The organism is Streptomyces sp. NPDC002958 (assembly GCF_055563255.1).
In genome coordinates this window covers 271,358-296,040 of record NZ_JBVHDS010000001.1, presented here as the reverse complement: position 1 = coordinate 296,040, position 24,683 = coordinate 271,358, and the positions used below count along the sequence as shown (strand labels likewise).

Sequence of the window (24,683 nt, the reverse complement as noted above, 5' to 3'; positions counted from 1 at the left end):
GCTTATGCAACGCCCTGCCAGGAGTCGGCTCCGAAGGTGCCTTTGATCTCGGAGGCGATAGTCGTGGGGTCGACAGTCGCCTGGAGGGCGTAGACGGTGGTCTTGTGTGGACCGCGGACGCTGAGGTGTACAGGGCTGTTGCCTGGGTGGGCGGCGAGGATGTGCTTGAGTTCCTTGACGGTCTGCTCGGTGACGCGGTGCAAGGGGAGCGCCAGCTTCACAGGTGGCATGCCGCCGTTTGCGGCCGAGGAGATATCGAGGACGGAGAGTTCGCGGCCGAACATGTTCATCGTTCCGTCTCGGTCTTCGATCTTGCCTTTGACGGAGATCACGTTGTCCTCGACCAGTGCGTGCTGAACGAGCTGGTAGGCAGCCGGAAAGAAGAGGGCTTCGATGGTGGCGTCGCGGTCCGCGAGGTTCACGATGGCCCAGTGCTTTCCTTGCTTGGTCATCTTGAGCTGGACGCCGGTGATCAGTCCGGAGAGCTGTACGTCGCCGGTGGTGCGGCCGGAGGTGAGCAGTTCGGCGATGGAGCAGTCTCGGGCTCGGGAGAGGATGTGCTCGGCGCCGTCCAGCGGGTGTGCCGAGACGTAGAGGCCAAGCATTTCGCGCTCGGTCGCCAGGAGTTGCCGGCGTGGCCACTCTGCTTCGTCAATGGCGAAGTCGAGGCCCAAGACCGGTTCGTTGCCTGCTGTGTCGGTGAGACCTGCAAAGAGGTCGTCCTGCCCGAAGCCAGCCGCCTTCTTCACGGGGATGATCGCGTCGATGGCGTCCTCGTGAATGGCGGAGAGACCCTTGCGTGAATGCTGCAGGGAGTCGAAGGCACCGGCCTTGATCAGTGAGTCCACAGCGCGTTTGTTCAGCCCGGGCAAGGCGACCTTGTCGAGGAAGTCGGGGAAGGAGGTGAACTTCCCCTTCTGGCGGCGCGCGTCGACGATGGCCTCGATGATGTTGTCGCCGACGTTGCGGACGGACCGCAGCCCGAACCTGACATCGTCGCCGACAGCGGTGAACTCGGCGACGGACTCGTTCACATCGGGCTGGAGTACGCGGACGCGGTTCTTGCGGGCGTCGGCGAGGTAGACCGCAGCCTTGTTCTTGTCGTCGCCGACGGACGTGAGCAGGGCAGCCATGTACTCGGCGGGGTAGTTGGCCTTGAGGTAAGCGGTCCAGTACGAGACCAGGCCGTAGCCGGCGGTGTGGGACTTGTTGAACGCGTAGCCGGAGAAAGGGAGCATGACATCCCACAGGGCTTTGATGGCTTCCTCGCTGTAACCGTTGCCGCGCATGCCGTCGTGGAACTTCTCCCATTCCGCGGCCAGGACCTCCGGCTTCTTTTTTCCCATCGCGCGGCGCAACAGGTCCGCGCCTCCGAGGGTGTATCCCGCGAGCTCCCGGGCGATGGCCATGATCTGCTCCTGGTAGACGAGCAGATGGAAGGTGTTGCCGAGGATCGGTTCCAGCGCGTCCCGTAGTTCGGGGTGGATCGGGGTGATCTCCTGGCGACCGGTCTTGCGGAACGCGTAGTTGGTGTGGGCGTTCGCCGCCATCGGGCCGGGCCGGTAGAGAGCGTTGACTGCGGCGATGTCCTCGAAGCGGGTCGGCTCCATTTGCTTGAGCAGCACCCGCATGCCGCCGCCGTCGAGCTGGAAGACGCCGAAGGTGTTGCCGTCGGCCAGCAGCCGGTAGGTCTTGGCGTCGTCCAGGGGGATGACATGCGTGGACGCATCGCCGTCCAGCGGATCGACCGTGGCCAGGCTGATGCCCCGGTTCTCACGGATGTTCTCGATCGCCTGGTCGATCACACCGAGGTTACGCAGCCCCAGGAAGTCCATCTTGATCAGGCCCATGGCCTCGCAGGACGGATAGTCGAAGCCGGTGATCTTCACGCCGTCCGCGGCCCGCATGTGCAGTGGGATCCGGTCGGTGAGCCTGGTCTTGGAAAGGATCACAGCCGCCGCGTGCACCCCGGTGCCCCTGGTGAGTCCCTCCACTCCACGGGCGGTGTCGATGACCCTCTTCACGTCCTGGTCGCTCTCGTACATCTGCCGGATCTCGCCGGCCTCGCCGTACCGCTCGTGGGAGGGATCGAAGAGGGCGGCCAGCGGGGCAGACTTGCCGTTCTGGTCCGGCGGGAGTGCCTTGGTGATCCGCTCCCCATGGCTGTAGGGAAAGCCGAGAATGCGCGACGAGTCCTTGATCGCGTTCTTGGCCTTGATCTTGCCGAACGTGTTCACCATGGCGGTGTACTCGCCGCCGTACTTTTCCGTGACGTACTGGACCATCTGGTCACGCTGGCGGTCGTCGAAATCAAGGTCGACGTCCGGCGGGTTGATGCGTTCGGGGTTCAGGAACCGCTCGAAGAGAAGGCCGTGCTCCAGAGGGCACAGCTCGGTGATACGGGTCGCGTAGGCAACGATCGAACCGGTGCACGAGCCTCGGCCAGGCCCGAGCGGAATCTTGTTGGTGCGCGCGTGGCGGCAGATGTCCGCCACGACGAGGAAGTAGGAACTGAACCCCATGGGCCCGATGACCTTCATCTCGGTCTCGAAACGCTCCAGCATGTGCTGGGGAATCGGGTCCCCGTAGCGCATCGCCAAACCCTTGAGGGCTTCCTTGCGTAGCCACGACTCCTGAGTCTCACCCTCGGGCACGTCGGGGAACTGCGGCATCTCGTCCACGTAGTCGAAGACCTCGTCGTAGGACTCGATGCGCTCGGCGATCAGCAGCGTGTTGTCGCAGGCTTCCGGGAGCTCCGAGAACAGGCTGCGCATCTCTGCGGCGCTCTTGAGGTAGTAGCCAGAGCCGTTGAAACGGAAGCGACCGGGGTCGTCCTTGTTCTTGCCGACGCCGATACACAACAAGCTGTCGTGGGCATCGGCCTGGTCCTCGGTGACGTAGTGCGCATCATTGGTGGCCAGGAGGGGGATGCTCAGGTCCTCGGCCAGCCGCAGCAGACCCTCACGGACGTCACGCTCGATGTCCAGGCCGTGGTCCATCAGCTCCAGGAAGTAGTTCTCGCGGCCGAAGATTTCCTGGTAGGCCGCCGCGGTGGCCCTCGCCTCGTCGTACTGGTCCAGCCGCAGGCGGGTCTGGACCTCGCCGGACGGGCAGCCCGTGGTGGCGATGATGCCGCCCGGCCGCTGGGAGATCAGCTCCCGGTCCATACGCGGCTTACCGGAAGGGAACTGCCCCTCATAGCTGGCCTGGGTGCTGAGCCAGAACAGATTCCGCAAGCCCTGGGCGTTCCGCGCCCACATGGTCATGTGCGCGAAACGACCGCCGCCGGAGACGTCCTTCGCCCCCTCACCGTCCTCGCTCAGGGCCCGGCGACCGCCCGGCCCCCAGAACTCCTGCTTCCGGACGAACCGCGAAGAAGGCGCCATGTACGCCTCGATGCCGATGATCGGCGTGATCGCCTCGAAGCCTTTGGCGACCTGCGTGAACTCGTAGGCCCCGAACATGTTGCCGTGATCACTCATGGCGATCGCGGGCATCCCCTGCCGTGCCACTTCGCCGAACATCGGCTTCAGCTTCTGCGCGCCGTCCAGCATCGAGTACTCGGTGTGATTGTGCAGGTGAACGAAGGAATCCGGCACGTGTGGGTCATCTCCGGGGTGAGTAGGAAGCCCCATCCCAGCCACGGACGTGATGGCAGCCTGGTCGATGGCCAGCCGTGGGTGCCGGGAACTACCGGACCGCCGGCAGTACCGGCCTCGACTCGACCACTTGCCAACCATTGGTTGGGTGTATCCATCAAAGCGAGCGAGACATGCAGGAATCAAACAACCATTTCCATGTGATCAATCAACGATAGGTTGTCTGAATAAGATGGCCGACATGGACATCACCGCCGTGCGCACCTTCTTCGCCATCGTGGACACCGGACAATTCCAAGAAGCCGCGACCACCTTGTCGATCACTCCCCAGGCGGTCTCCAAGCGCATTGCCGCACTGGAGAGGGAACTTGGTGTCCAACTGTTCAGCCGGGACGCCCGCGGGGCCCGGCTCACCATCGACGGCCAGGCGTTTCTGTCGCATGCCCGGGCTCTGCTTCAAGCAGCGGAACGGGCCATTGCTTCCGTGAGGCCGGGGCGTCGGGCGTTGCGCGTCGACGTGATCGGTCGCCGCCTCTCACTGGCGGGTCTGCTGCGTGGCTTCCATCAAGCATTTCCTGAGACCGAGCTGGATGTCGTGACTCTGTACGATTCAGACGAAGCCATCGCCGCAGTCCGGTCCGGCTCGATCGACGCCACCTTCCGCGCAGTGAGCATGCCGGGCCGCCACATTCCACTCGGCATCGAGGCCGCGCCCGTCTTCGACGAACCGCTCCACCTGTTCACCGGACCGGCGCACGAGTTCGCCAATGCCCCCGCGGTCACTCCCGACCAGCTTGCCGGGCACCGGATCTGGATGCCCGGCAACATGCCCGGCACTGAGTGGGCCGCCTACTACGACGAACTCGCCGCTGCGTTCGGCATCACCATCGACTCGATTGGCCCAAACTTCGGTATCGAGCCCCTGCTTGACACCATTGCGACCTCATCGACGCTGGCCACCTTCATCAGCGAGCAGACTCCCCTCGTCTGGCCCGCCGGCCACGACCTACGCCGTATCCCCCTGAAGGACCCGACTCCCGTCTACCCCCACTCCCTGGTCTGGCGCACGGACAATCCACACCCCGCCCTGGACGCCCTACGCAGTCATCTCGCTGCCACTTACCCCGGACGCCCCAGCAGCGGCATCTGGACACCGAAATGGGCCCAGCCAGCCCAGCCGGGAACCGCATGACCTACCCGCATGAAGCGGCGGAAGCGAGACCGGATCCGCCCTCCCCACGGCGAAGAGAGGCAGGGCTCCTACCCGCACTCGCCGGCTCGGTCCCCCTGCTCCACGCTGCGACCGATCCTTGACCGCGTCGTGCAGCAACACTGCCGTTTCTGAAGGGGATCACGGTCAACCCCGGCAGCGAACTATGCGGCAGGGACGGTTCGCGTCGTCGCAGCACTTCACAAACCTGGGCCACGTCGGTACGTCACGCCGCGACCGAACAGCGACATCGCGGCCAGGACCCCGACGCCACGTCAACAACGTCATGGCCCGCAACAACTAGGCACTACTCAGCACTAGTTGGCTCGGCAAACCACTCCGCCCACACCGTCTTCCCGACGGGAGTGCGGGGAGCCGCCCCCCATCGGGCAGCAAGCGCACCGACGAGGACCAGACCCCGCCCCGACTCCTCATCATCGGCCGACATGGACGGGTCGACCGGCGGCAGCTCCGGGCAGGCATCGGAGACCTCGACACGGATCAGGCAAGCTCCCGTCTCGTACGTCACGCTCAGGAGGAAGTTCCGGCCAGGGACCCGGCCATGGCGCACCGCATTGGCTGCGAGCTCGGCCACCACCAGGGCGACGGTGCAGGAGACCTCCGACGCCGGGGAGAACCCCCACTGACCGAGGTGCCTCAGCGTCGCGTGCCGGGCGAGCCGTGCACCGCGTGCGGTGGACGTGAACTGCATTGAAAAGAAGTGCCGTTGGGCGGCCTGGGGCGTCGTTGCCTCGCTTCCTTCCGTATGCGAAGCGCCGTTCGACTCTCGCTTCGACCCGTCATCCGGCACAGTCATTGCCTTGAGCATGGTGCGGCCCATCCGTTTTTCGTTCCTCACGCATTCCACAGAGTGCGGAATTCGCTACGTTCCGCAGTCAAGAGTCGACCGGCGCACCTAGGCTCAGAAGGTGACGAAGCATTACCTTCCCGGCCGTAAACAGAGGAAGTGAAGCCGTGGCCAAAGCGATCGACCCCCAGGAATCGATGGCCGCCCTGTTCGGATCACGCGTACGCAAACTCCGTACGGCGGCCGGGCTGACCCAGGCGGAGCTGGGCAGGATGACACACGTCGTCAGCACCCGGATCACCCAGATCGAGCGGTCGTCCGGAGCCAAGCCGACCCAGACGCTGGCACAGGCCCTGGACACCGCGCTGGTGGCGGACGACCTGTTGGTCGACCTCTGGCCGTTCGTCCACCGGGAGGCGTTCCCGGACTGGGCACAGACGTTCATGGCCCTCGCGGCGCGGGCGGCGGCGATCAGGGAGTACGCCGCACACGTGGTGCCGGGCCTGCTGCAGACCAAGGCGTACGCACGGGCGGTGTTGAGTGTCGGGCGCACACTCAAGAGTGAGGAACATCTGGAAGAGCGGCTGTCGGCACGAATGGACCGCCAGAAGCGCCTGTGGTCCGCCGATCGTCCCGAGCTGTGGGTGGTGCTCGACGAGGCGGTACTACGACGCCCGGTCGGCGGCCCGGCAGTCATGCACGCCCAACTGGCCCACCTGCTGGCCGCGGCCGAGGAACCCAACATCACCCTGCAGGTACTGCCGTTCGCCCAGGGAGAGCACGCCGCCATGGGCGGCTCCCTGACCGTGCTAGTCCTTCCCGACGGCACGGAGGTCAGCTACACGGAAGGCGCGCATCACGGCCAGTTGATCGAGGATCCGGAGGAGGTCAGGCGCTTCGCGGTGACCTACGATCAGCTCCGGGCAGCAGCTCTGCCCCCTCTCATGTCGCTCGACATGATCCGATCCGCGATGGAGGACAACCACCATGACGCGAGTGTCCCGTCCCGATCTGACCGACGCCGCCTGGCGCAAAAGCAGCTACAGCAATCAGGAGGGAGGCAACTGCGTGGAAGTGGCGGACGGATTCCCCGGAGTCGTCCCCGTCCGTGACAGCAAGGCGGTCCACGGCCCGGCGCTGTCCTTCGCCGAGCCCTCTTGGACCTCGTTCATAGCCGAGTTGAAGAGAGACCGCCGCTTCCAGACCGGCCGGTAGTCGGCCGACCCTCAAACCGGCCGACACGCTGCCGCATCCGAGGGTCGGCGCGTGGGCGGACATCGGATACGCCGCCTGCGAGCGACGGGCGGGGCGATATGCAACGATGCGGGCCGATGCCACGGGAGGTGGACATGGTCGACAGATCCACGGACGGCTTCCTGACGCCCACGGAGACGTCCTCGTACCTGCAGATTCCCTTCCACCTACGCGAATACCTGTGACAGTGCACTGATCAGTCCTGCGCCGGGGCCACCCGCCCGGTGAGCGCCGCGAGTGAGTTCCGTACGTGCGCCATGTGCGCCTGGACCTCCTCGCGGCCTTCCTCGTGCTCCCGCAGGATCCGCTCCGTCTCCCGGACCACCCGCTCCTCGCGGACCCTGGCCGCCGCGATCAGCTCCGCGCCCTGCGCCTCGGCGTCCTCTTGGCCGTGCCGTGCGGCCTCCTCGGTCTCCGCCAGCGCTCGCCGCGCCTCAGCCAGGCGGATCTCAGCCCGCTCGGTCAGCTCGTCGTGGTACGCGGCCTGCGCGGCCAGCGCCTCGGCCAGTTCGTGTTCGGCCGCCTTCCACCGGTCGCTGTGCTCCTGTTCCTGGTGCGCAAGGACACTCGCGGTGCTGCGGCGCGTCTCCGCCATCGCGGACTCCGCCTGCTCGCGCACCTCCGCGGCCTCCTTGCGGGCCTCGGCGACGGTCGCGTCGGCGGTGCACCGGGCCGTGGTCAGCGTCTCGTCGACGTACTTCTCGGCGACCGCCAGCATCACCTCGCAGTCCGCGCGCGCCGACTCGCGGAGCCCCCGGCCCGCCTCGTCCGCCGCGTCCCGCAGCGCCTGCGCCTCCTTCTGCGCGGCGCCCTGGACGGCCTGGACCTCGTTCTCGGCGAGCGCCATGATCTGCTGGGCTCGCTGGCTGAGCGATTCATAGTTCTGCGGGGCGAGCTCGGCGACGGCCTCGCCCAGCCGGACCGACTCGGCCGACAGCTCCTCCACCAACGCGGTCAGCCGGGACACCCGCTCCCACGCCTCGTCCCGCTCCGCCGACAGCCCGGCCACGGTGCGGTCCACCTGCTCCGGACGGTAGCCGCGCCCCCGTACCCCGACGAAGCCATGCGCGGACACCGGTGCAGAACTCATCCTTGAAGCCTCTTTCCGACTCTCCGAAGACCAGCAATACGCCAAGGATGCGGCAATTGCCGCAGAAGTCGGAATCGACTGGCTGTTTTCCGGACGGAAGCGACGGGCATCACAGACCGTTACAAGGACGGCGCCCGACCCCTTCTCGGGAGCCGGGCGCCGTCCTTCGAACCTGCCGGATCAGATCAGCCCGTCCCACATCTGCTCAAGGAGTACGGACCACCAGCTCTCCGGCGACGCCAGCGCCGCCGCGTCCAGCGCCACCAGCTGAGCCTGGAAGTCGACCGTCCAGCGGCCCGCCTGCTCCGGGTTGAGCCCGTAGCGCAGCCGCCACATCCGGCCGAGCAGCGCCATCGAGCGCTGGAACTCCGGCAGCCCGGTGTTCACGAACTGCGGCGGCACCGACTGCCCGCCAGGTCCTGCCTCGACCGGCACGGCCACGATGTTCGCCGTGCCGTACTGCACACAGATCGCCCGCCCGAAGTCGGACCCCATGACGAGGTACGACCCCGCGTCGGGGGCGGCCTGCACCTGCCGCTGCGCGGCGAGCTCGGCCAGCGTCGGCACCACCGGCTGTCCCGGCTGCGCCCAGAAGAACGGCCCGAAGTCGGCGGGCAGCCCCGCCCACACCAGTGTCCGGGCCACGGTCTCGGGCACACCCTGGCGGGACACCGCGCGCTGGTCGAAGCGGAGGATGCCCTGCGGCCCGAAGGCCTGCACCATCTCCTGGGCGATGGCCTCCGGCGGCACCGGCGGCGCGGGCGGCATCTGCGGCAGCGGGGCCCGCACCGGCGCCGGGCGCGCCGGCCCGTCCGCCACCTGGTGCAGCTCACCCTGATGGGTGAGCAGATGCTGCATGCCCTGCTGACGGCTGGCGTGATCGGTGCCGTACGGGGCGACGCTGGTGATCCGCACCTGCGGCCAGGTCTCACGGATCATCCGTGCGCAGTAGCCACCGGGCAGCTCGCAGGACTCCAGCTCGGTGTGCAGCTCGATGACCTGCTGCGGCGGCACGTTCATGGCCCGCAGCTCGTGCAGCATCTGCCACTCGGGGTGCGGGGTGCCGGGCGCCGAGCGACGGATCAGCTGCTGCTCGCTGCCGTCGGGCGCGCGGTAGCGCAGCACAGCCTGGTAGCCGGGGCCGACGGTCGGCTGACCGGTCGGCGCCTGCGGGTATCCGTACGCCGGGGGCTGCGGGGTGTGCGGATTCGGCGGTACGGGACCGGGGGCGCCACCCTGCGGCATTCCCGGCGGACCGGGAGGGCCGGGAGGCTGCGGCGCGGACGGCCCGACCTGGCCGGGGCCCGCGAGCATCGTCGCGGCGTGGTGCACCCCGCCACCGGGCGGCGGCGTCGAACCGGGCGGCGGCATCGGCGCACCGGGCAGGCCGGGAGACGCGGGCGGCTGGGGCACGCCAGGAGTGCCGGGCGGGCCGGGCGGGCCAGGCGGCTTCGGCGCACCCGGGCCGCCCATGCTCGGGTCGGCGAACATCGTCGCGGCGTGATGCACCCCACCACCGGGCGGCGGCGTCGAACCGGGCGGCGGCATCGGCGCACCGGGCAGGCCGGGAGACGCAGGCGGCTGGGGCACGCCAGGAGTGCCGGGCGGGCCGGGCGGGCCAGGCGGCTTCGGCGCACCCGGGCCACCCATGCTCGGGTCGGCGAACATCGTCGCGGCGTGATGCACCCCACCACCGGGCGGCGGCGTCGAACCGGGCGGCGGCATCGGCGCACCGGGCGGGCCGGGGGGCCCGGGAGGCGGCGTCGAACCAGGAGGAGCCGGAGGCCCGGGGGGCCCTGGAGGCTGCGGGGCGCCGGGCGGGCCCAGCTGGGGGGCGAGCTGCGTCGGCAGGTACCCGCCCGCCGGAGCGCCGGGCGCGCCCGGTCCCGAGGGCGGCGGCACGGGCGCGCCCGGCCTGACGCCCGGGATGCCGGGGGCACCGGGCGGCGGCGGGATCGTCGAGCCGCCCCCGCGCGTACCGCGCGGCGGCATGACGGCCTTGCTGGTGGCCGCGTCCGCGATGTCATGGGCACCGGGGGCACCCGGGGCGCCCGGCACACCCGGAGCAGGTGTTCCGGGTGCGGGCGTACCGGGTACGGGCGTACCGGTTTCCTGCGGGTCCAGGCCGGGGACGATCGCCGTCCGGGGCAGCCGGCTGCCGCCGGACATCAGGGCAGTCGGCGCATTGGCCGGTACGACCGGCGGCGGGGTGCCGTCGTCGTCGCCCGAAAGCGGCGGTGCGAACACCGTGGGCGGCAGGGGCACCGCCCTGTCGTCGGAACCCGCGTTGGTGTCGGTCCCGGCCCAGGGAGTGGCCCCGGCGGGCACATCCGGTGCAGATGCCGGAACGCCGTCGTTGGCGGTGGGCTCGTACGCGACCTGCCCGCCCCGCGCACCTGTGGGCACGGGAGCAGCAGGGGCGGCGGGAGGCGGGGTGTCCGAAGAGACCGGTGGGGCCGACGGAGCCGACGGAACCGAAGGGGCCGACGGAGCCGACGGAACTGAAGAGGCCGACGAAATCGAAGGGGCCGAAGGGGCCGACGGAGCCGAAGGGGCCGCGTCCCCGCCCCGGTCCGCCCGGCGGTCCGGGATGCCCAGTTTGTCGGCCGCTTCCTGGAGCCACTCCGGAGGGCTCAACAGGAACGACGTCTGGTTGAGGTCGATACGCTGCGGCGGCTCCTGAGCGGCCGGTGCCGCATCATGTATGCCGTACTCCTCCTCGTACCGCCGGATCACCTCGCCCACCGGCAGTCCCGGCCACAGGGTGGCCTCACCGCTGTCCCTGGCAATCACCAGCCGCTGCCGGCCGCCGTCCGAAACCGGACCCTCGGCGCGGTCCTCGCCCCACACCACGAAGCCCAGCTCGAACTCCCGTACCCGCACCTCGCGGTGCTGGTACGCGGGCACGTCGTCGTTGATCCACTCGTCCGCGCGCTCCTGCGCCTGCGCAAAGGTCACCATCGCGCTCACCCCTCCACCGGGACGGCCCGCGCGAAGCCGCCGTCCACCATCAGGTTCGCCACGGTCTCCAGCTCCGGCGCATTGCCCGCCAGACGCTGCAGGAAGGCGTCGAAGTCGCCGCCGCACGGCAGCAGCAGCCGGTCCACCCGCTCCTGCACGTTCCAGCCGTCCTGGTCCCGGGCGTCGTCGTACGCGCAGAACCAGACCGAGCCGACATCGTTGCCCTTCACCTTCACCGCGAGGATGCCGCCCTGGACGAAGCCGACGCCCAGGTAGTCCTTGGTGAGGTGGTCCCGCAGGCACTTGTTGACGTACACCAGGTCGTTCACGGCGGCCTCCTCGCGCACCGTGAAGAACGGCTGGTCGACCAGGAGACCCAGCTCCGCGTCGAGCGCCGTGCCGACCGGGGCCGAGCCGCCCGCCGCCTTGAGGAAGGAACGATAGGCGCCGGGCAGCCGGTAGCCGAGGTCCTCCTCGATGCCCAGAACCTGCTGCTCGCTCACCGCCACGGCGCCCTTGGGCAGCCGGAAGTGCGCGGGCCGGGCCTCCTGCAGCGGGCGGGTGCCGCGCTTGTTCTGGTCGACCGCGGTGGCGGCGAGGCCGCCGTGGTGCCTGAGCAGCGCCTTGACCTCGACCGGGATCAGCTCCATGCGCCGCCCGCCGCAGACGTGGTGCCAGGTCCAGCCGTGCGGTGTGGCGACCGCGGGAATCGTGTCCCACAGTTCGTGGCCGCTCGCCGCCAGGGCCGCGTTGGCCGAGACGTAGTCGGTGAGCCGCAACTCATCGACGCCGAAGCCCTGCGGGGGCTCGGCGATCTCGGCGGCGGCACGCGCGTACGGCGCGAAGTCCGGGCTGCCGTTCTCGTCCATGCGCACACCTCTGGGGTGGCGGGACGCCCGGACCGGGTCCGGGAAATGCACGAGTTGCCCGGCGTAGGCCGCGTTCGGTGGCGCGGCTTGCTGCCCGAGCCGACCTGTCGTCATGGCGGTTGCCCCCTGCTGCGTCTGACTGGTGAGGACCGACCTGCCCAAGGGGGCGGTCCGGGCACAGCCTATGCGGTGGCACAAGAGCGGGTCTCGCCCCTGCGCCACCCCTCTTCTCTTCCGTCACGAACCGTCACAACGGCGTGACGGAAGAGCGACGCTCCTGCCACGGCCGGGCGACACGGAGCCACGTTTCACCGCCCCAGCTTCCCCACCAGCCGGGACATTTGGCAGGCTGTCACCGCAACTCGGGGGCGTGCACACCGCGCAGCTACCGCTGCGGGCACGGGAGGGAAAGCACCATGCACACCGCACAAACAGTCACACCCGGGGATCCGCGCCTCAACTGGAGCAGCACCGGGACCAGCCGCGCACCCCGGCTGCACCACCGCCGCGACGGCATCCTGCCCGCGGTGGCCGCGGCGCTGTCCGTGCGCGGTGAGACGCTCACCTGCACGGCGGGCAAGGGCGACCAGCCGCCCGTACTGCACCCACTGGTCCAGGACTTCCTCGACACCCTCACCAGCGGCCAGCGCGAACGCTTCACCGGCCGCTGCCCCGAGGCGATACTGCTCTCCCGGCAGCTCACCGCGGCGGAGGCCGGCCGTTCCAAGCGGGCCCAGCGCAAGCCGCTGACCAACAGCGAGGCCCGCCGCGCCCTGAAGCACTCCCGGCTCACCACACGGCGCATCCGTGAGGACGGCGACCCGATGCACGGCAGTTACGCGCCGCCGTGCCGCTCCTGTACGGCGATGCTCGCCCATTTCGGCGTACGTCCCGTCGACCTCACGACCGCCGGAACGGCGACCACCGCCGAGAAGGGCTGACCGCGCGCCGATGCACGACCGAACCGACCTACCCGAACAGGCGGGCCCCGCGGACCGCGACCGCCATGCCACGACCCGCTTCCCCGTCGCCGTCGACGCCACCCTGCGTGCCGCGGGCTGGCAGCCCGGCCGCTGGGACATACGGCAGGCCGAGGAGTGGGCCGACGCGCTGCGCTCGCACGCGTCGCCCGCCGGTCATCAGCACGCGGTCTTCCCGGCGGCCGTGGAGGCGTGGGCGGAGTTCGGCGGGCTGCACATCACGGCGTCCGCGCCGGGCCGGCAGATCGCACCGGCCCGGGTGCGCATCGACCCGATGAGCGGGCTGCATCTCGCCCGCACGCTCGGTGACCTCGGCCGGGCTCTGGAGACCGAGGTCAGCCCGCTGGGCGAGGAGGGGGACGGGCAGGCGGTCCTCGCCATCGACACGGCGGGGCGGGTGTACAGCATCGATCACACCGGGGACTGGTACCTCGGCCCGGACATCGACCAGGCGTTGGCGACGCTGATCGGCGGCATCCAGCCGGAGCGGCTGACGTCCGGCTGAGAGCCTGTCGGGTGACCTCCGACAGGCTTTGAGGGGCGAAGGCACCGGAGTCGCCCCGGTGACCGCTTTGCCCCAAACCATTGTCCAGATTTGTCCGGAACCGTTACCCAGAGGGCCGGCGAACTTCGCGGGCCCGGCCCGCAAAGTCAGGCCGCCCCCCGGTCCGGCAGCACCGCCGACACCCGGAAGCCCCCCGCATCCGTCGGCCCGGAGACGAAGACGCCGCCGAGCCCCAGCACCCGCTCCCGCATGCCGACCAGCCCGTTGCCCCCGCTCGGCAGTCCCGCGTCCGCCGCGGCGGCGTCCGTCGGGCCGTTCTCCACCTGCATCGCGACTTCCGAGCCCCGGTGCGCAAGCCGCACCCACGTCTTCGCGCCCGCCGCGTGCTTGTGCACGTTCGTCAGGGCTTCCTGCACCACCCGGTACGCGGTCTGCTCGACCTCGGGGGCGTACGGGCGGGCCTCGCCGTCCACCGAGAGCTCCACGGTCATGCCGGCCGCCCTGGACTCCCCGACCAGGGCCTCCACCTCGTACAGCCGGGGCCCGTCCTCCGTGGCGGCCGCGGCCGCGGCCGCAGCGGCCTGGCCGACCGAGGCGAGCGGCACGTCGGCGGACCGGGGCGCGGTGGGCTCCCCGCTCCGCAGCACCCCGAGCATCTCGCGGAGCTCGGTCAGCGCCTGGCGGCCCATGTCGCCGACCAGGGCGGCGTTCCGTACCGCCTTCGCCGGGTCCTTCGGCGCGACGGCCTGGAGCGCGGCGGCGTGCACGACCATCAGGCTGACCCGGTGGGCGACCACGTCGTGCATCTCGCGGGCGATCCTGGTGCGCTCCTCCGTGCGCGCCCACTCGGCCCGCTCCTCGGCCCGGTCGGCGAGCAGCGACAGCTCCCGCTCCAGCGAGTCCGCCCGCTCCCGCAGGCTCTCCATCAGCCGCCGCCGGGCCCCTATGTAGAGACCGAACAGCACGGGCGGTGCGGTGAGCCCGAGCGACATGAACAGCGACATCAGCGGTACGTACCAGTCACCGGGCCCGAAGTCGGCCTGCTGGGAGACGCTCTGCCGCAGCCGTACGTGCGTGACGATGAACATCCCTATGAAGGACATCCCCGTCAGCACCGCGGTGATTCTCCGCGGCACGTCGGAGGCAGCCAGCGTGTAGAGGCCGATCAGGCCCATCAGGAAGCCCATCTCGGCGGGCGTCATCGCGATCGCCACCAGCACCACGGCGATCGGCCAGCGCCGCCGCACCAGCAGTACGGCCCCCGCGAGCAGCCCGAACACCACGCCGACCGGCACCGGCAGCCCGGTGTCCCCGGCGAACGCCACTCCTTCCAGTGCGCATTCCAGCGCCGACAGGAGCGCGAGCCCCACATCCAGGGCGACACTGCGCCGCCGTTCCCACCACCAGTAGCCGCGGGTGGTCGTACCCGCGGCTTCCCGATATGCCCCCGTTGCGGTCATGCCGTCCAGCCTACGGGCGGGCGCACCTCATTTTCGGGCGACCTGGACAGCACGTGGCGCGTTCGAACGGAGTCGGAATGATCGCCACCACGTGAAATGGTGGATCGAGCGGACTCTCGCACCGGACGTTCGCCTTCCGGACGACGCTCGGCACATGACGGAGATCGCCATCCGCAAGGACACTACCGGGGCGTACCACGGCTGTGTGATCATCTACGTCACCAAGAGCGTCGGCTTCTACCGTCGCGTAGAAGGCGCTTGGTACGGCATAGTGTTGGGTGCTGGCCCAGCAACCTGACGCGATGTCCGGTTCGGTCTGGTTCTGTCCCCCATGGTGTAATCAGGCAGCACTACGGTTTTTGGTACCGTCTGTTCAGGTTCAAATCCTGATGGGGGAGCTTTCGTCCGCGGGCCCCGACCTCACAGGTCGGGGCCCGCACGCATGTCCGCCCCATACCCCCCCGGTATCCTTCGGGTGTCCACCACCCGAAGCCGAAGGGCATTTCCGTGAGCTCCGAACGCCCGGCAGCCGTCGTCGTCCTCGCAGCGGGTGAGGGCACCCGCATGAAGTCGAAGACACCCAAGGTTCTGCACGAGATCTCCGGGCGCTCGCTCGTCGGACATGTCGTCGCCGCCTCCCGCGAACTGGACCCAGAGCATCTCGTCGTGGTCGTGGGCCACGAGAGCGAGCAGGTCACCGCGCACCTCGCCGCCGTCGACGACCGGCTGCGGACCGCCTACCAGGCGCAGCAGAGGGGCACCGGAAACGCCGTGCGCGTCGGTCTCGACGAGCTCGGCGGGACCGTCGAGGGCACCGTGATCGTCGTCTGCGGCGACACCCCGCTGCTCTCCGGCGAAACGCTCACCGCGCTCGCCGCCACCCACACGGCCGAATCGAACGCCGTCACGGTGCTGACCGCCGAGGTCCCGGACTCCACCGGCTACGGCCGGATCGTCCGCGACCCGGCCGACGGTGCGGTCACCGAGATCGTCGAGCACAAGGACGCCACCGACGCCCAGCGCGCGATCCGGGAGATCAACTCCGGGGTCTTCGCCTTCGACGGCCGACTGCTCACGGACGCCCTCGGCAAGGTCCGTACCGACAACAGCCAGGGTGAGGAATACCTCACCGATGTGCTCTCCATCCTGCGCGAGGCCGGACACCGGGTCGGCGCCTCGGTCGCCGGCGACCACCGCGAGATCCTCGGCATCAACAACCGGGTCCAGCTGGCCGAGGCCCGGCGTCTGCTGAACCAGCGGCTGCTGGAGCGGGCCATGCTGGCCGGTGTGACCGTCGTGGACCCGGCGTCCACGCTGATCGACGCGACCGTCACCTACGAGCGGGACGCGATCGTGCACCCGGGCACCCAGCTGCTCGGCACCACGCATCTCGCCGAGGACGCCGAGGTCGGCCCCAACTCCCGGCTCACGGACACCGTCGTGCGCGCGGGCGCACGCGTGGACAACACGGTCGCGGACCGGGCCGAGGTCGGTGAGGGCGCGACAGTCGGCCCGTACGCCTATCTGCGGCCGGGCACCAAGCTCGGGCCGAAGGCCAAGGCCGGTACGTACGTGGAGATGAAGAACGCCACGATCGGCGAGGGCACCAAGGTCCCGCACCTGAGCTACGTCGGCGACGCGACGATCGGCGATCACACCAACATCGGTGCCGCCAGCGTCTTCGTGAACTACGACGGTGTGGCCAAGCACCACACCACGATCGGCTCCCACTGCCGTACCGGATCGGACAATATGTTTGTGGCGCCTGTCACGGTCGGGGACGGCGTCTACACCGCGGCCGGCTCGGTCATCACCAAGGATGTACCGCCCGGCTCGCTGGCCGTCGCCCGCGGCCAGCAAAGGAATATCGAAGGCTGGGTGGCGCGCAAGCGTCCGGGGAGCGCCGCCGCGCAGGCCGCTCAGGCCGCCGCCCCGGAGCACCATGGCGAAAGCTGACCGGAAACAGGCGCGCCACACACGGCGTACCGTGATAGATGCTCACCCCATTTCGGCTGGCTCGTTGCACATCGGGACACATGCGTGCAGCGCCAGGAACACGTCTGAGGAGACTGTGCTGTGACCGGGATCAAGACGACCGGCGAGAAGAAACTGATGCTCTTCTCCGGCCGCGCCCACCCCGAGCTGGCCGAGGAGGTTGCGCACCAACTGGGTGTCGGCCTCGTGCCGACGAAGGCCTTCGATTTCGCCAACGGTGAGATCTACGTCCGCTTCCAGGAGTCCGCCCGCGGCGCCGACTGCTTCCTGATCCAGAGCCACACCGCTCCGATCAACAAGTGGATCATGGAGCAGCTCATCATGCTGGACGCGCTGAAGCGCGCCTCGGCCCGTTCCATCACGGTGATCGTGCCGTTCTACGGCTACGCCCGCCAGGACAAGAAGCACCGTGGCCGCGAGCCGATCTCGGCCCGCCTGATCGCCGACCTGATGAAGGCGGCGGGTGCCGACCGCATCCTCACCGTCGACCTGCACACCGACCAGATCCAGGGCTTCTTCGACGGCCCGGTCGACCACCTCTTCGCGCTGCCGATACTCGCCGACTACGTCGGCGCCAAGGTCGACCGCTCGAAGCTGACGATCGTCTCCCCGGACGCCGGCCGCGTGCGCGTCGCCGACCGCTGGTGCGACCGCCTGGACGCCCCGCTGGCGATCGTCCACAAGCGCCGTGACAAGGACGTCGCCAACCAGGTGACCGTCCACGAGGTCGTCGGCAACGTCAACGGCCGAGTCTGTGTCCTGGTCGACGACATGATCGACACCGGCGGCACCATCTGCGCCGCCGCCGACGCGCTGTTCGCGCACGGCGCGGAGGACGTCATAGTGACGGCCACGCACGGTGTGCTCTCCGGTCCGGCCGCGGACCGTCTGAAGAACTCCAAGGTCAGTGAGTTCGTCTTCACGGACACCCTGCCGACCCCGGGCGAGCTGGAGCTCGACAAGATCACAGTGCTCTCGATCGCCCCGACGATCGCCCGCGCGGTGCGTGAGGTCTTCGAGGACGGCTCGGTCACCAGCCTCTTCGAAGAGCAGTAGAAAAGAGCGGTAGGCAGCACGGCTCGGAAGATCCACTTTGGGTGCGGCCTCCCCGCCGGGTAGACTCACTGAGTTGCTCGGCGAGGGAGGCCGTACTCATGTACGGCGGTCCGTTATCGACGCGCTCTTCGTAGCAGGCCTGTCGTGGGCCGGGTGACCGTCCAGATTTCGTCACCATACGAGGAGTGCAGTCATGGCTGAGGTCAAGCTCGCCGTCCAGGTCCGTACCGAGTTCGGCAAGGGCGCCGCCCGCCGCACCCGCCGCGCCAACCTGGTTCCCGCGGTCGTCTACGGCCACGGTGCCGAGCCGGTTCACATCACCCTGCCGGGCCACGACCTGATGATGGCGCTCAAGACCGCCAACGTCCTGATCGGTCTGGAGATCGACGGCAAGGACGCCCTGGTCATCCCCAAGGCCGTGCAGCGCAACGCCCTCAAGGGCAACATCGAGCACGTCGACCTGCTGACCGTCAAGCGCGGCGAGAAGGTCAACGTCGAGATCGCCGTGCACGTCGAGGGCGACCTGGCCCCGGGCGGCAACCTGCTCGAGTACGTGCAGAACACCCTGCTCGTCGAGGCCGAGGCCACCCACATCCCCGAGTCCGTCACGGTCTCCATCGCGGGCCTGGACGCCGGCGACTCCATCCTCGCCAAGGACATCCCGCTGCCCAAGGGCGCCGTGCTGGCCGGCGACGAGGACGCCGTCGTGCTCCAGGTCGTCTCCGCGCAGGCCGAGGAGCCGACCGCCGAGGCCGAGGCCGAGGGCGCCGAGGGCTGAGCCTCGCCCTCCCTGCTTCACTGACGGGGCGGCGGTTCCTCATCCAGGGCCCGCCGCCCCGTTTCCCTGTAACCCGGCCATCCGGAACCATCCGTACGCGAGGAGACCGAGCGCAGATGTCCGACGCCACCGAACCCTGGCTCATCGTGGGCCTCGGCAACCCCGGTCCCGAGTACGCGGCGAACCGGCACAACGTCGGTTTCATGGTCGCCGACCTCCTCGCCGAGCGGATCGGCGGGAAGTTCAAGCGGGCGCAGAAGGCCCAGGCTCAGGTCGTCGAGGGCCGCATGGGTCCGCCCGGACCGGAGAACCGCCGGGTGATCCTGGCCAAGCCCATGTCGTACATGAACCTCTCCGGCGGTCCCGTCACCGCGCTGCGCGACTTCTACAAGGTGCCGACCGACCACATCGTGGCGATCCACGACGAGCTGGACATCGACTACGGGACGCTGCGGCTGAAGCTGGGCGGCGGCGACAACGGGCACAACGGGCTCAAGTCGATGACCAAGTCGATGGGCGCCGACTACCACCGGGTCCGGTTCGGGATCGGCCGGCCGCCGGGCCGGATGCAGGTCGCGGACTTCGTACTGAAGGACTTCTCGTCCACCGAGCGCAAGGAGCTCGCCTACCTCGTGGACCGGGCCGCCGACTCGGTGGAGTGCCTGCTCGCGGAGGGTCTGGAACGCGCGCAGAGCGCGTACAACTCCTGACATTCTGGCCAGTACCCCGGCGAGTTCCGGCCACAAGTTGACCAAGAGCGCTGCTCTGCCCAAGGATCGCTCCACATGAAGCGGAGCTCCTCCCACCGCGCCCTGGTCCACGCCCGCAACGCCGCCATGGGCTGTGTCGTCCTGCTGCTGCTCGTCGCGGGCGTGCAGTCCTCCTGGGACTCGGCGCACCACATCGTTCTGGCCAAGGGCCGCGAACACGGCACGATGACCGTCACAGGCTGCGGAGCCGATGTCTGCACCGGACCGTTCGCACCGTCCGAACAGGCTGCCCCGCGCTCCCGGGTGACGATCGAGAGGTCCGTCGCGGCGCGGAGGGGCGACCGCTTCCCCGTCGTCGTGAAGCCCGGCACGGACGATGTCGTACGCACCGGGACTGCCGGCTTCCTGCATGCCTGGGTGCCGCTGGGCGGTTCGCTGGTGCTGGCCGCCCTGGTCATCGGCGGTGGTCTGCGGCTGTCCCGGATCGCCTGGGGCACCGGGATCGCGGGCGGGACCCTGCTGGTGGCGACGTTCTTCGCCCTCTGAGCAGGGCCGCACCCGCGCCCGGACGGCTCAGAGCCTGTCGGGTGACCTCCGGGCTCAGAGCCTGTCGGGTGACCTCCGACCGGCTCTCAGCCGGTGTTGCGCAGACCCGCGGCGACACCGTTCACGGTGAGCAGCAGGGCCCTGGCGAGCAGCGGGTCCGCTTCCTCGCCGCGTGCCGCCGCCTCGCGCTGACGGGCCAGCAGCGAGACCTGGAGATAGGAGATCGGGTCCAGGTAGGCGTCCCGGATGGCGAAGGTCTGCTGGAGCACCGGGCTGGTGCCGAGCAGTTCGGAGCCGCCGGTGACCCTCAGAACCTCCTGAACGGTGAGCGCGTGCTCGGCCTCGATGTCCGCGAAGACATGCTTCAGCTCGTCCGGGACGAGCGTGTCGACATAGTGGCGGGCGATCCGCAGATCGGTCTTGGCGAGCGTCATCTCCACGTTCGAGATGAAGTTCCGGAAGAAGTGCCACTGCTCGTGCATCTCGTCCAGAACGGTGTCCAGACCGGCCTCGCGCAGCGCCTTGAGCCCGGAGCCGACGCCGTACCAGCCGGGCACGATCTGCCGTGACTGGGTCCAGCCGAAGACCCACGGGATGGCCCGCAGCCCGTCCAGTCCGGCGCCGGAGTCCGGGCGCCGCGACGGACGCGACCCCAGATGCAGCTCGGCGAGCTGGTCTACCGGGGTGGAGGCGAAGAAGTACGCGGGCAGGTCCGGGTCCTCGACGAGCCTGCGGTACGCGGCGTGCGCGGCGTCGGAGACGGTGTCCATCGCCGCGTCCCAGCGGGCCAGGGCCTCGTCGGACTGGCGGGGCGCGGTGTGCAGCGCGGAGGCCTGGAGGGTGGCCGCGACGGTCAGCTCCAGGTTCTCCCGGGCGAGCGCCGGGATGAGGTACTTGTCGGAGATGACCTCGCCCTGCTCGGTCACCTTGATCTCGCCTTCGAGGGTGCCCCACGGCTGCGCGAGGATCGCGTCGTGCGAGGGGCCGCCGCCGCGGCCGACGGTGCCGCCGCGGCCGTGGAAGAGCCGCAGCCGTACGCCGTAGCGGTGCGCCACGTCACGCAGCCGGCGCTGCGCCCGGTGGATCTCCCACTGCGAGGTGGTGATGCCGCCGAACTTGGAGGAGTCGGAGTACCCGAGCATGACCTCCTGCACATCGCCGCGCAGCGAGACGAGACGGCGGTACGACGGGTCGGCGAGCATCTCGTCGAGGATGACGTCGGCGGCGCGCAGCTCGTCGGTGGTCTCCAGGAGCGGCACGATGCCGATCTTGGCCCAGCCGCCGTGCAGATCGATCAGGCCGGCCTCACGGGCCAGGACGGCGGCGGCGAAGACGTCGTCGGCGCCCTGGCACATCGAGATGATGTAGGACTCGATGACCTCGGGGCCGAACCGCTCGAAGGCTTCCTTGATGGTGTGGAAGACGCCGAGGGTCTTCTCGCCCGCGGCGTCCAGCGGGGCCGGGGTCGGGGCGAGCGGGCGGCGCGAGCGCAGCTCCTTGGCGAGCAGCTTCTGCCGGTAGTCGCGCGGCATGTCGGCGTAGCGCCAGGACTCCTCGCCGAGCCGGTCGAAGAGCTGGCCGAGGGCGTGGTGGTGGGCGTCCGCGTGCTCGCGTACGTCCATGGTGGCGAGCTGCAGTCCGAACGCGGCGAGCGTACGGATCGTGCGGTCCATCCGCCCGTCGGCGAACAGGCCGCCGCGGTGCTCGCGCAGCGAGGTCTGGATGAGCTCCAGGTCGGCGATGAGTTCGGCGGTGCCGAGGTAGTCGCAGCCGGGGCGGTGCGGGATGCCGCCGGCGAGGCGCTCGCGGGTGTTGAGGAGCTTCTGCCGGATGCAGGTGGCCTTGAGGCGGTAGGGCTCCTCGGCGTTCAGCCGCTTGTAGCGCGGGCTGATCTCGGGGAGGCGCTCCAGGTCGGCCTGGAGGGAGGTCAGCAGCTCGTCGGTGGCGCCGGTGTAGCGGATGGAGTTGGAGAGCTGTGCGCGCAGGTGGTCGACGAGCTCCAGCGCGTCGGTGATGCCGTGCTCGTGCTGGAGGATCAGCACTTCCCGGGTGACGTCGGGTGTCACGTTGGGGTTGCCGTCGCGGTCGCCGCCGATCCAGGTACCGAAGGTGAGGGGGCGGGTGCCCGCGGGCAGCTCGACGCCGACCCGCTCCAGCTCGGCCGCCAGGTCTTCGAGTACGTCCCCGACAGCATTGGCGTGCAGCTCGTCGAGGTAGTAGATGGCGTTGCGGGCCTCGTCGGCCGGCTCGGGCCGGACCACGCGCAGTTCGTCGGTCTGCCAGATGAGGTCGATGTTCTCGGCGAGCCGCAGATCCTGGCGGCGCCGGTCGGCATCGATGACGGGCGTCTCCAGCAGCTCGGCGATGCGGCGGAGCTTGTTCAGCACGGAGCGCCGCGCGGCCTCGGTCGGGTGCGCGGTGAAGACGGGCCGTACGTTGAGGTTCTTGACGGTCTCGCGCAGGTGGACCGGGTCCGCGTCCTTCAGCCGGTCGGCGGTACGGGCAAGGAGTCCGCCCTCGGCGGCGCGCCGGTCACGCATCTCGTGGGCGCGGTGGACCTGCTCGGTGACGTTGGCGAGGTGGAAGTAGGTGGAGAAGGCGCGCACGAGCTGCGCGGCGGTCTCCAGGTCCGTGTCACCCAGAAGCTCGGCGGCGGCCTCGCCGTCGGTGCGGGTCAGGGCGCGGACCCGCTCGACGAGGTCGAGGAGCTCCTGGCCCTCCTGGCGTACGAGGGTCTCGCCCAGCAGATCACCGAGGCGGCGGATGTCGGCGCGCAGCTCGGGGCTGGCGGCGGGGGTCTGGTCGGCACTGCTCACAGTGTGCGGCTCCTTGCAGTGAATGAGGAGGTGCGTCGCGTAGCGACTCCCAACAAGGGTGGCGGTGGGAGACGGGCGGAAACGGGATCTCCGGGGCCCGACGATGACAGCGGTGCTGATGCCACCCCGGGATGCAGAGTGCGGACCGCGCTGTCCGACCCCACCAGGATAGGTGTCCACTCCGTCGGCGTCGCTCGCGCCCCGATCGGGTTTCCCCTTGATGGGGCCCGTCGCGCTCCCGTGCTGCGAGCCTCCGGCGCTGCCATACTTACGTAGCCGTAGGTTACGGGTGCGTAACCAGAGCTGTCCGTCGTACTCCTCATCCCCGGGGGACTCCCCATGCACACCAGCCCCGCCGTGATCGACGACGCCCAGTCGGCGGCGGCCGACGGTCAGGACCTTCCCCCCGCCACGCTCGGCGGGGACAACAAACGGTCGATCGAGCAGATCGCGCTTCTGCTGTTCATCGTGGTGCCGTTCGTGGCACTGGTCGCCGCGGTGCCGCTGGCCTGGGGCCGTGGCGTGAGCTGGCTCGACGTGGGTCTGCTCGTGGCGATGTACTTCATCGGCTGCCACGGCATCACCATCGGCTTCCACCGCTACTTCACCCATGGCTCCTTCAAGGCGAAGCGCCCGCTCCGCATCGCCCTGGCCGTGGCGGGTTCGCTGGCCGTGGAGGGCCCGCTGGTGCGCTGGGTGGCCGACCACCGCAAGCACCACCGCTTCTCCGACGGGGAGGGGGACCCGCACTCGCCGTGGCGTTTCGGCGAGACCTTCCCCGCCCTGATGAAGGGCCTGTGGTGGGCGCACATCGGCTGGATGTTCGACGAGGAGCAGACTTCGCAGCAGAAGTACGCCCCCGACCTGATCAAGGACCCGGCGATCCGCGGGATCTCCCGCCACTTCCCCACCTTCACGATCGCTTCCCTGGCGCTGCCCCCGCTGGTCGGCGGCCTGGTGACGATGTCGTGGTGGGGCGCTGCGACCGCCTTCTTCTGGGGCTCTCTGGTGCGGGTGGCCCTGTTGCACCACGTCACCTGGTCGATCAACTCGATCTGCCACGCGGTGGGCAAGCGCCCCTTCAAGTCCCGTGACCGGTCCGGCAACGTGTGGTGGCTCGCGGTCCTGTCCTGCGGCGAGTCCTGGCACAACCTGCACCACGCGGACCCGACGAGCGCGCGCCACGGCGTGCTGAAGGGCCAGATCGATTCCAGCGCCCGGCTGATCCGCTGGTTCGAGAAACTGGGCTGGGCGGCCGACGTCCGCTGGCCGGACTCCGCCCGGATCGATTCCCGCCGTATCGGCTCCCGGCGCGACCCCGCGCGCGCCGACGCGGCATGATTGACGATGTGGCGACCGACTCCAGAACCAGCAGCGAGAAAACCCGTCCCTCCTCCACCCGGCGCACCCGCCGGGTGAGGATGACCGGCAAGGAACGCCGCGAGCAGCTGTTGGACATCGGCCGCACCCTCTTCGCCGACAAGGGGTTCGAGGGCACCTCGGTCGAGGAGATCGCATCCCGCGCGGGCGTCTCCAAACCGGTCGTCTATGAGCACTTCGGCGGCAAGGAAGGCCTGTACGCCGTCGTGGTCGACCGCGAGATGCGTCAGCTCCTCGACATGGTCACCGGCGCCCTGACCGCGGGCCACCCCCGCGAACTCCTCGAACAGGCCGCGTTCGCCCTGCTCGACTACATCGAGACGTACACGGACGGCTTCCGCATCCTGGTCCGCGACTCCCCCGTCGCCCAGTCGACGGGCACCTTCGCCTCCCTCATCAGCGACATCGCCACCCAGGTGGAGGACATCCTGGGCCTGGAGTTCAAGGCCCGCGGCTTCAACCCGAAGCTGGCCCCGCTGTACGCGCAGGCACTGGTCGGCATGGTCGCCCTGACCGGCCAGTGGTGGGTCAACGCCCGCAAGCCGGAGAAGGCGGAGGTCGCGGCCCATCTGGTGAACCTGGCCTGGCACGGTCTGGAGAACCTGGAGTCGAAGCCGCGGCTGATGGGGCACCGCAAGAGCTGAGGGGTCGGCGCGCATGGGTCGG

General features: G+C 69.5%; 20 protein-coding genes. 13 read left to right on the top strand and 7 right to left on the bottom strand.

The genetic code is table 11. From position 1 onward, the window contains the following. Nucleotides 1–2: 2 nt before the first annotated feature. Nucleotides 3–3,599 carry a DNA polymerase III subunit alpha gene (dnaE, locus tag ACZ3IC_RS01460; protein WP_467411458.1) on the bottom strand — a complete coding sequence of 1,199 codons (3,597 nt, stop codon included), beginning with the start codon at nucleotides 3,597–3,599 and terminating at the stop codon, nucleotides 3–5. Between the two features lie 241 nt (nucleotides 3,600–3,840). Between dnaE and ACZ3IC_RS01455 the strand changes: the two genes are divergently transcribed. Then, complete coding sequence (locus tag ACZ3IC_RS01455) at nucleotides 3,841–4,791, top strand: LysR family transcriptional regulator (RefSeq protein ID WP_467411457.1); 951 nt, start codon at nucleotides 3,841–3,843, stop codon at nucleotides 4,789–4,791. Nucleotides 4,792–5,116: 325 nt separating this feature from the next. Here the strand turns inward: ACZ3IC_RS01455 and ACZ3IC_RS01450 are convergent, their stop codons facing one another. Then, nucleotides 5,117–5,521 (bottom strand): ATP-binding protein, encoded by a 405-nt coding sequence (locus ACZ3IC_RS01450; protein ID WP_467411454.1) that lies wholly within the window; start codon nucleotides 5,519–5,521, stop codon nucleotides 5,117–5,119. 293 nt (nucleotides 5,522–5,814) lie between these two features. Here ACZ3IC_RS01450 and ACZ3IC_RS01445 point away from each other — a divergent pair, with 293 nt between their 5' ends. Then, the gene (locus ACZ3IC_RS01445; RefSeq protein ID WP_467412082.1) at nucleotides 5,815–6,729 is read left to right on the top strand and encodes a helix-turn-helix domain-containing protein; all 915 of its coding nucleotides are present in this window, start codon (nucleotides 5,815–5,817) and stop codon (nucleotides 6,727–6,729) included. Further along, nucleotides 6,686–6,832: a DUF397 domain-containing protein gene (locus tag ACZ3IC_RS01440; protein ID WP_467411453.1), complete on the top strand. Its 147-nt coding sequence runs from the start codon at nucleotides 6,686–6,688 to the stop codon at nucleotides 6,830–6,832. Before ACZ3IC_RS01445 ends, ACZ3IC_RS01440 begins: the two co-directional genes overlap by 44 nt. Nucleotides 6,833–7,067: 235 nt before the next feature. Here the strand turns inward: ACZ3IC_RS01440 and ACZ3IC_RS01435 are convergent, their stop codons facing one another. The 3 genes from ACZ3IC_RS01435 to ACZ3IC_RS01425 form a co-directional block, all read right to left on the bottom strand. Continuing rightward, entirely contained in the window at nucleotides 7,068–7,961 is an 894-nt protein-coding gene (locus ACZ3IC_RS01435; protein WP_467411451.1) for a cellulose-binding protein, read from the bottom strand. Between the two features lie 180 nt (nucleotides 7,962–8,141). Continuing rightward, a complete protein-coding gene (locus ACZ3IC_RS01430; RefSeq protein ID WP_467411450.1) occupies nucleotides 8,142–10,922 on the bottom strand; it encodes an SUKH-4 family immunity protein in 2,781 nt (926 codons plus the stop codon). Between the two features lie 5 nt (nucleotides 10,923–10,927). Continuing rightward, on the bottom strand, nucleotides 10,928–11,905 hold the full coding sequence (locus ACZ3IC_RS01425; protein WP_467411447.1) for an SMI1/KNR4 family protein: 978 nt from the start codon (nucleotides 11,903–11,905) through the stop codon (nucleotides 10,928–10,930). A gap of 302 nt (nucleotides 11,906–12,207) precedes the next feature. On the opposite strand from ACZ3IC_RS01425, the gene ACZ3IC_RS01420 reads away from it, so the two are divergent. After that, nucleotides 12,208–12,732 (top strand): YwqJ-related putative deaminase, encoded by a 525-nt coding sequence (locus ACZ3IC_RS01420; protein ID WP_467411445.1) that lies wholly within the window; start codon nucleotides 12,208–12,210, stop codon nucleotides 12,730–12,732. 10 nt (nucleotides 12,733–12,742) lie between these two features. After that, complete coding sequence (locus ACZ3IC_RS01415; RefSeq protein ID WP_467411443.1) at nucleotides 12,743–13,276, top strand: SUKH-3 domain-containing protein; 534 nt, start codon at nucleotides 12,743–12,745, stop codon at nucleotides 13,274–13,276. 146 nt (nucleotides 13,277–13,422) lie between these two features. Here the strand turns inward: ACZ3IC_RS01415 and ACZ3IC_RS01410 are convergent, their stop codons facing one another. After that, the gene (locus tag ACZ3IC_RS01410; RefSeq protein ID WP_467411442.1) at nucleotides 13,423–14,736 is read right to left on the bottom strand and encodes a sensor histidine kinase; all 1,314 of its coding nucleotides are present in this window, start codon (nucleotides 14,734–14,736) and stop codon (nucleotides 13,423–13,425) included. 154 nt (nucleotides 14,737–14,890) lie between these two features. On the opposite strand from ACZ3IC_RS01410, the gene ACZ3IC_RS01405 reads away from it, so the two are divergent. The 6 genes from ACZ3IC_RS01405 (at nucleotide 14,891) to ACZ3IC_RS01380 (ending at nucleotide 19,821) form a co-directional block, all read left to right on the top strand. Next, the gene (locus tag ACZ3IC_RS01405; RefSeq protein ID WP_467411441.1) at nucleotides 14,891–15,034 is read left to right on the top strand and encodes a hypothetical protein; all 144 of its coding nucleotides are present in this window, start codon (nucleotides 14,891–14,893) and stop codon (nucleotides 15,032–15,034) included. Between the two features lie 209 nt (nucleotides 15,035–15,243). After that, nucleotides 15,244–16,692, top strand: a complete 1,449-nt coding sequence (gene glmU / locus ACZ3IC_RS01400; protein WP_467411439.1) for a bifunctional UDP-N-acetylglucosamine diphosphorylase/glucosamine-1-phosphate N-acetyltransferase GlmU — start codon at nucleotides 15,244–15,246, stop codon at nucleotides 16,690–16,692. Between the two features lie 120 nt (nucleotides 16,693–16,812). Further along, complete coding sequence (locus ACZ3IC_RS01395) at nucleotides 16,813–17,787, top strand: ribose-phosphate diphosphokinase (protein ID WP_467411437.1); 975 nt, start codon at nucleotides 16,813–16,815, stop codon at nucleotides 17,785–17,787. 193 nt (nucleotides 17,788–17,980) lie between these two features. Further along, nucleotides 17,981–18,565: a 50S ribosomal protein L25/general stress protein Ctc gene (locus ACZ3IC_RS01390; RefSeq protein ID WP_467411435.1), complete on the top strand. Its 585-nt coding sequence runs from the start codon at nucleotides 17,981–17,983 to the stop codon at nucleotides 18,563–18,565. A 116-nt stretch (nucleotides 18,566–18,681) separates the two neighbouring features. After that, entirely contained in the window at nucleotides 18,682–19,275 is a 594-nt protein-coding gene (gene pth, locus ACZ3IC_RS01385; RefSeq protein ID WP_114244947.1) for an aminoacyl-tRNA hydrolase, read from the top strand. A gap of 75 nt (nucleotides 19,276–19,350) precedes the next feature. Next, nucleotides 19,351–19,821, top strand: coding sequence for a hypothetical protein (locus tag ACZ3IC_RS01380; RefSeq protein WP_467411433.1), 471 nt, complete (start codon nucleotides 19,351–19,353; stop codon nucleotides 19,819–19,821). Between the two features lie 86 nt (nucleotides 19,822–19,907). Here the strand turns inward: ACZ3IC_RS01380 and ppc are convergent, their stop codons facing one another. Continuing rightward, nucleotides 19,908–22,637: a phosphoenolpyruvate carboxylase gene (gene ppc, locus ACZ3IC_RS01375; protein ID WP_467411431.1), complete on the bottom strand. Its 2,730-nt coding sequence runs from the start codon at nucleotides 22,635–22,637 to the stop codon at nucleotides 19,908–19,910. Nucleotides 22,638–22,976: 339 nt separating this feature from the next. Here ppc and ACZ3IC_RS01370 point away from each other — a divergent pair, with 339 nt between their 5' ends. Both ACZ3IC_RS01370 and ACZ3IC_RS01365 read left to right on the top strand, forming a co-directional pair. After that, nucleotides 22,977–23,978, top strand: coding sequence for an acyl-CoA desaturase (locus tag ACZ3IC_RS01370; RefSeq protein WP_467411429.1), 1,002 nt, complete (start codon nucleotides 22,977–22,979; stop codon nucleotides 23,976–23,978). Beyond that, on the top strand, nucleotides 23,975–24,661 hold the full coding sequence (locus ACZ3IC_RS01365; protein ID WP_467411427.1) for a TetR family transcriptional regulator: 687 nt from the start codon (nucleotides 23,975–23,977) through the stop codon (nucleotides 24,659–24,661). Before ACZ3IC_RS01370 ends, ACZ3IC_RS01365 begins: the two co-directional genes overlap by 4 nt. Nucleotides 24,662–24,683 lie beyond the last annotated feature (22 nt).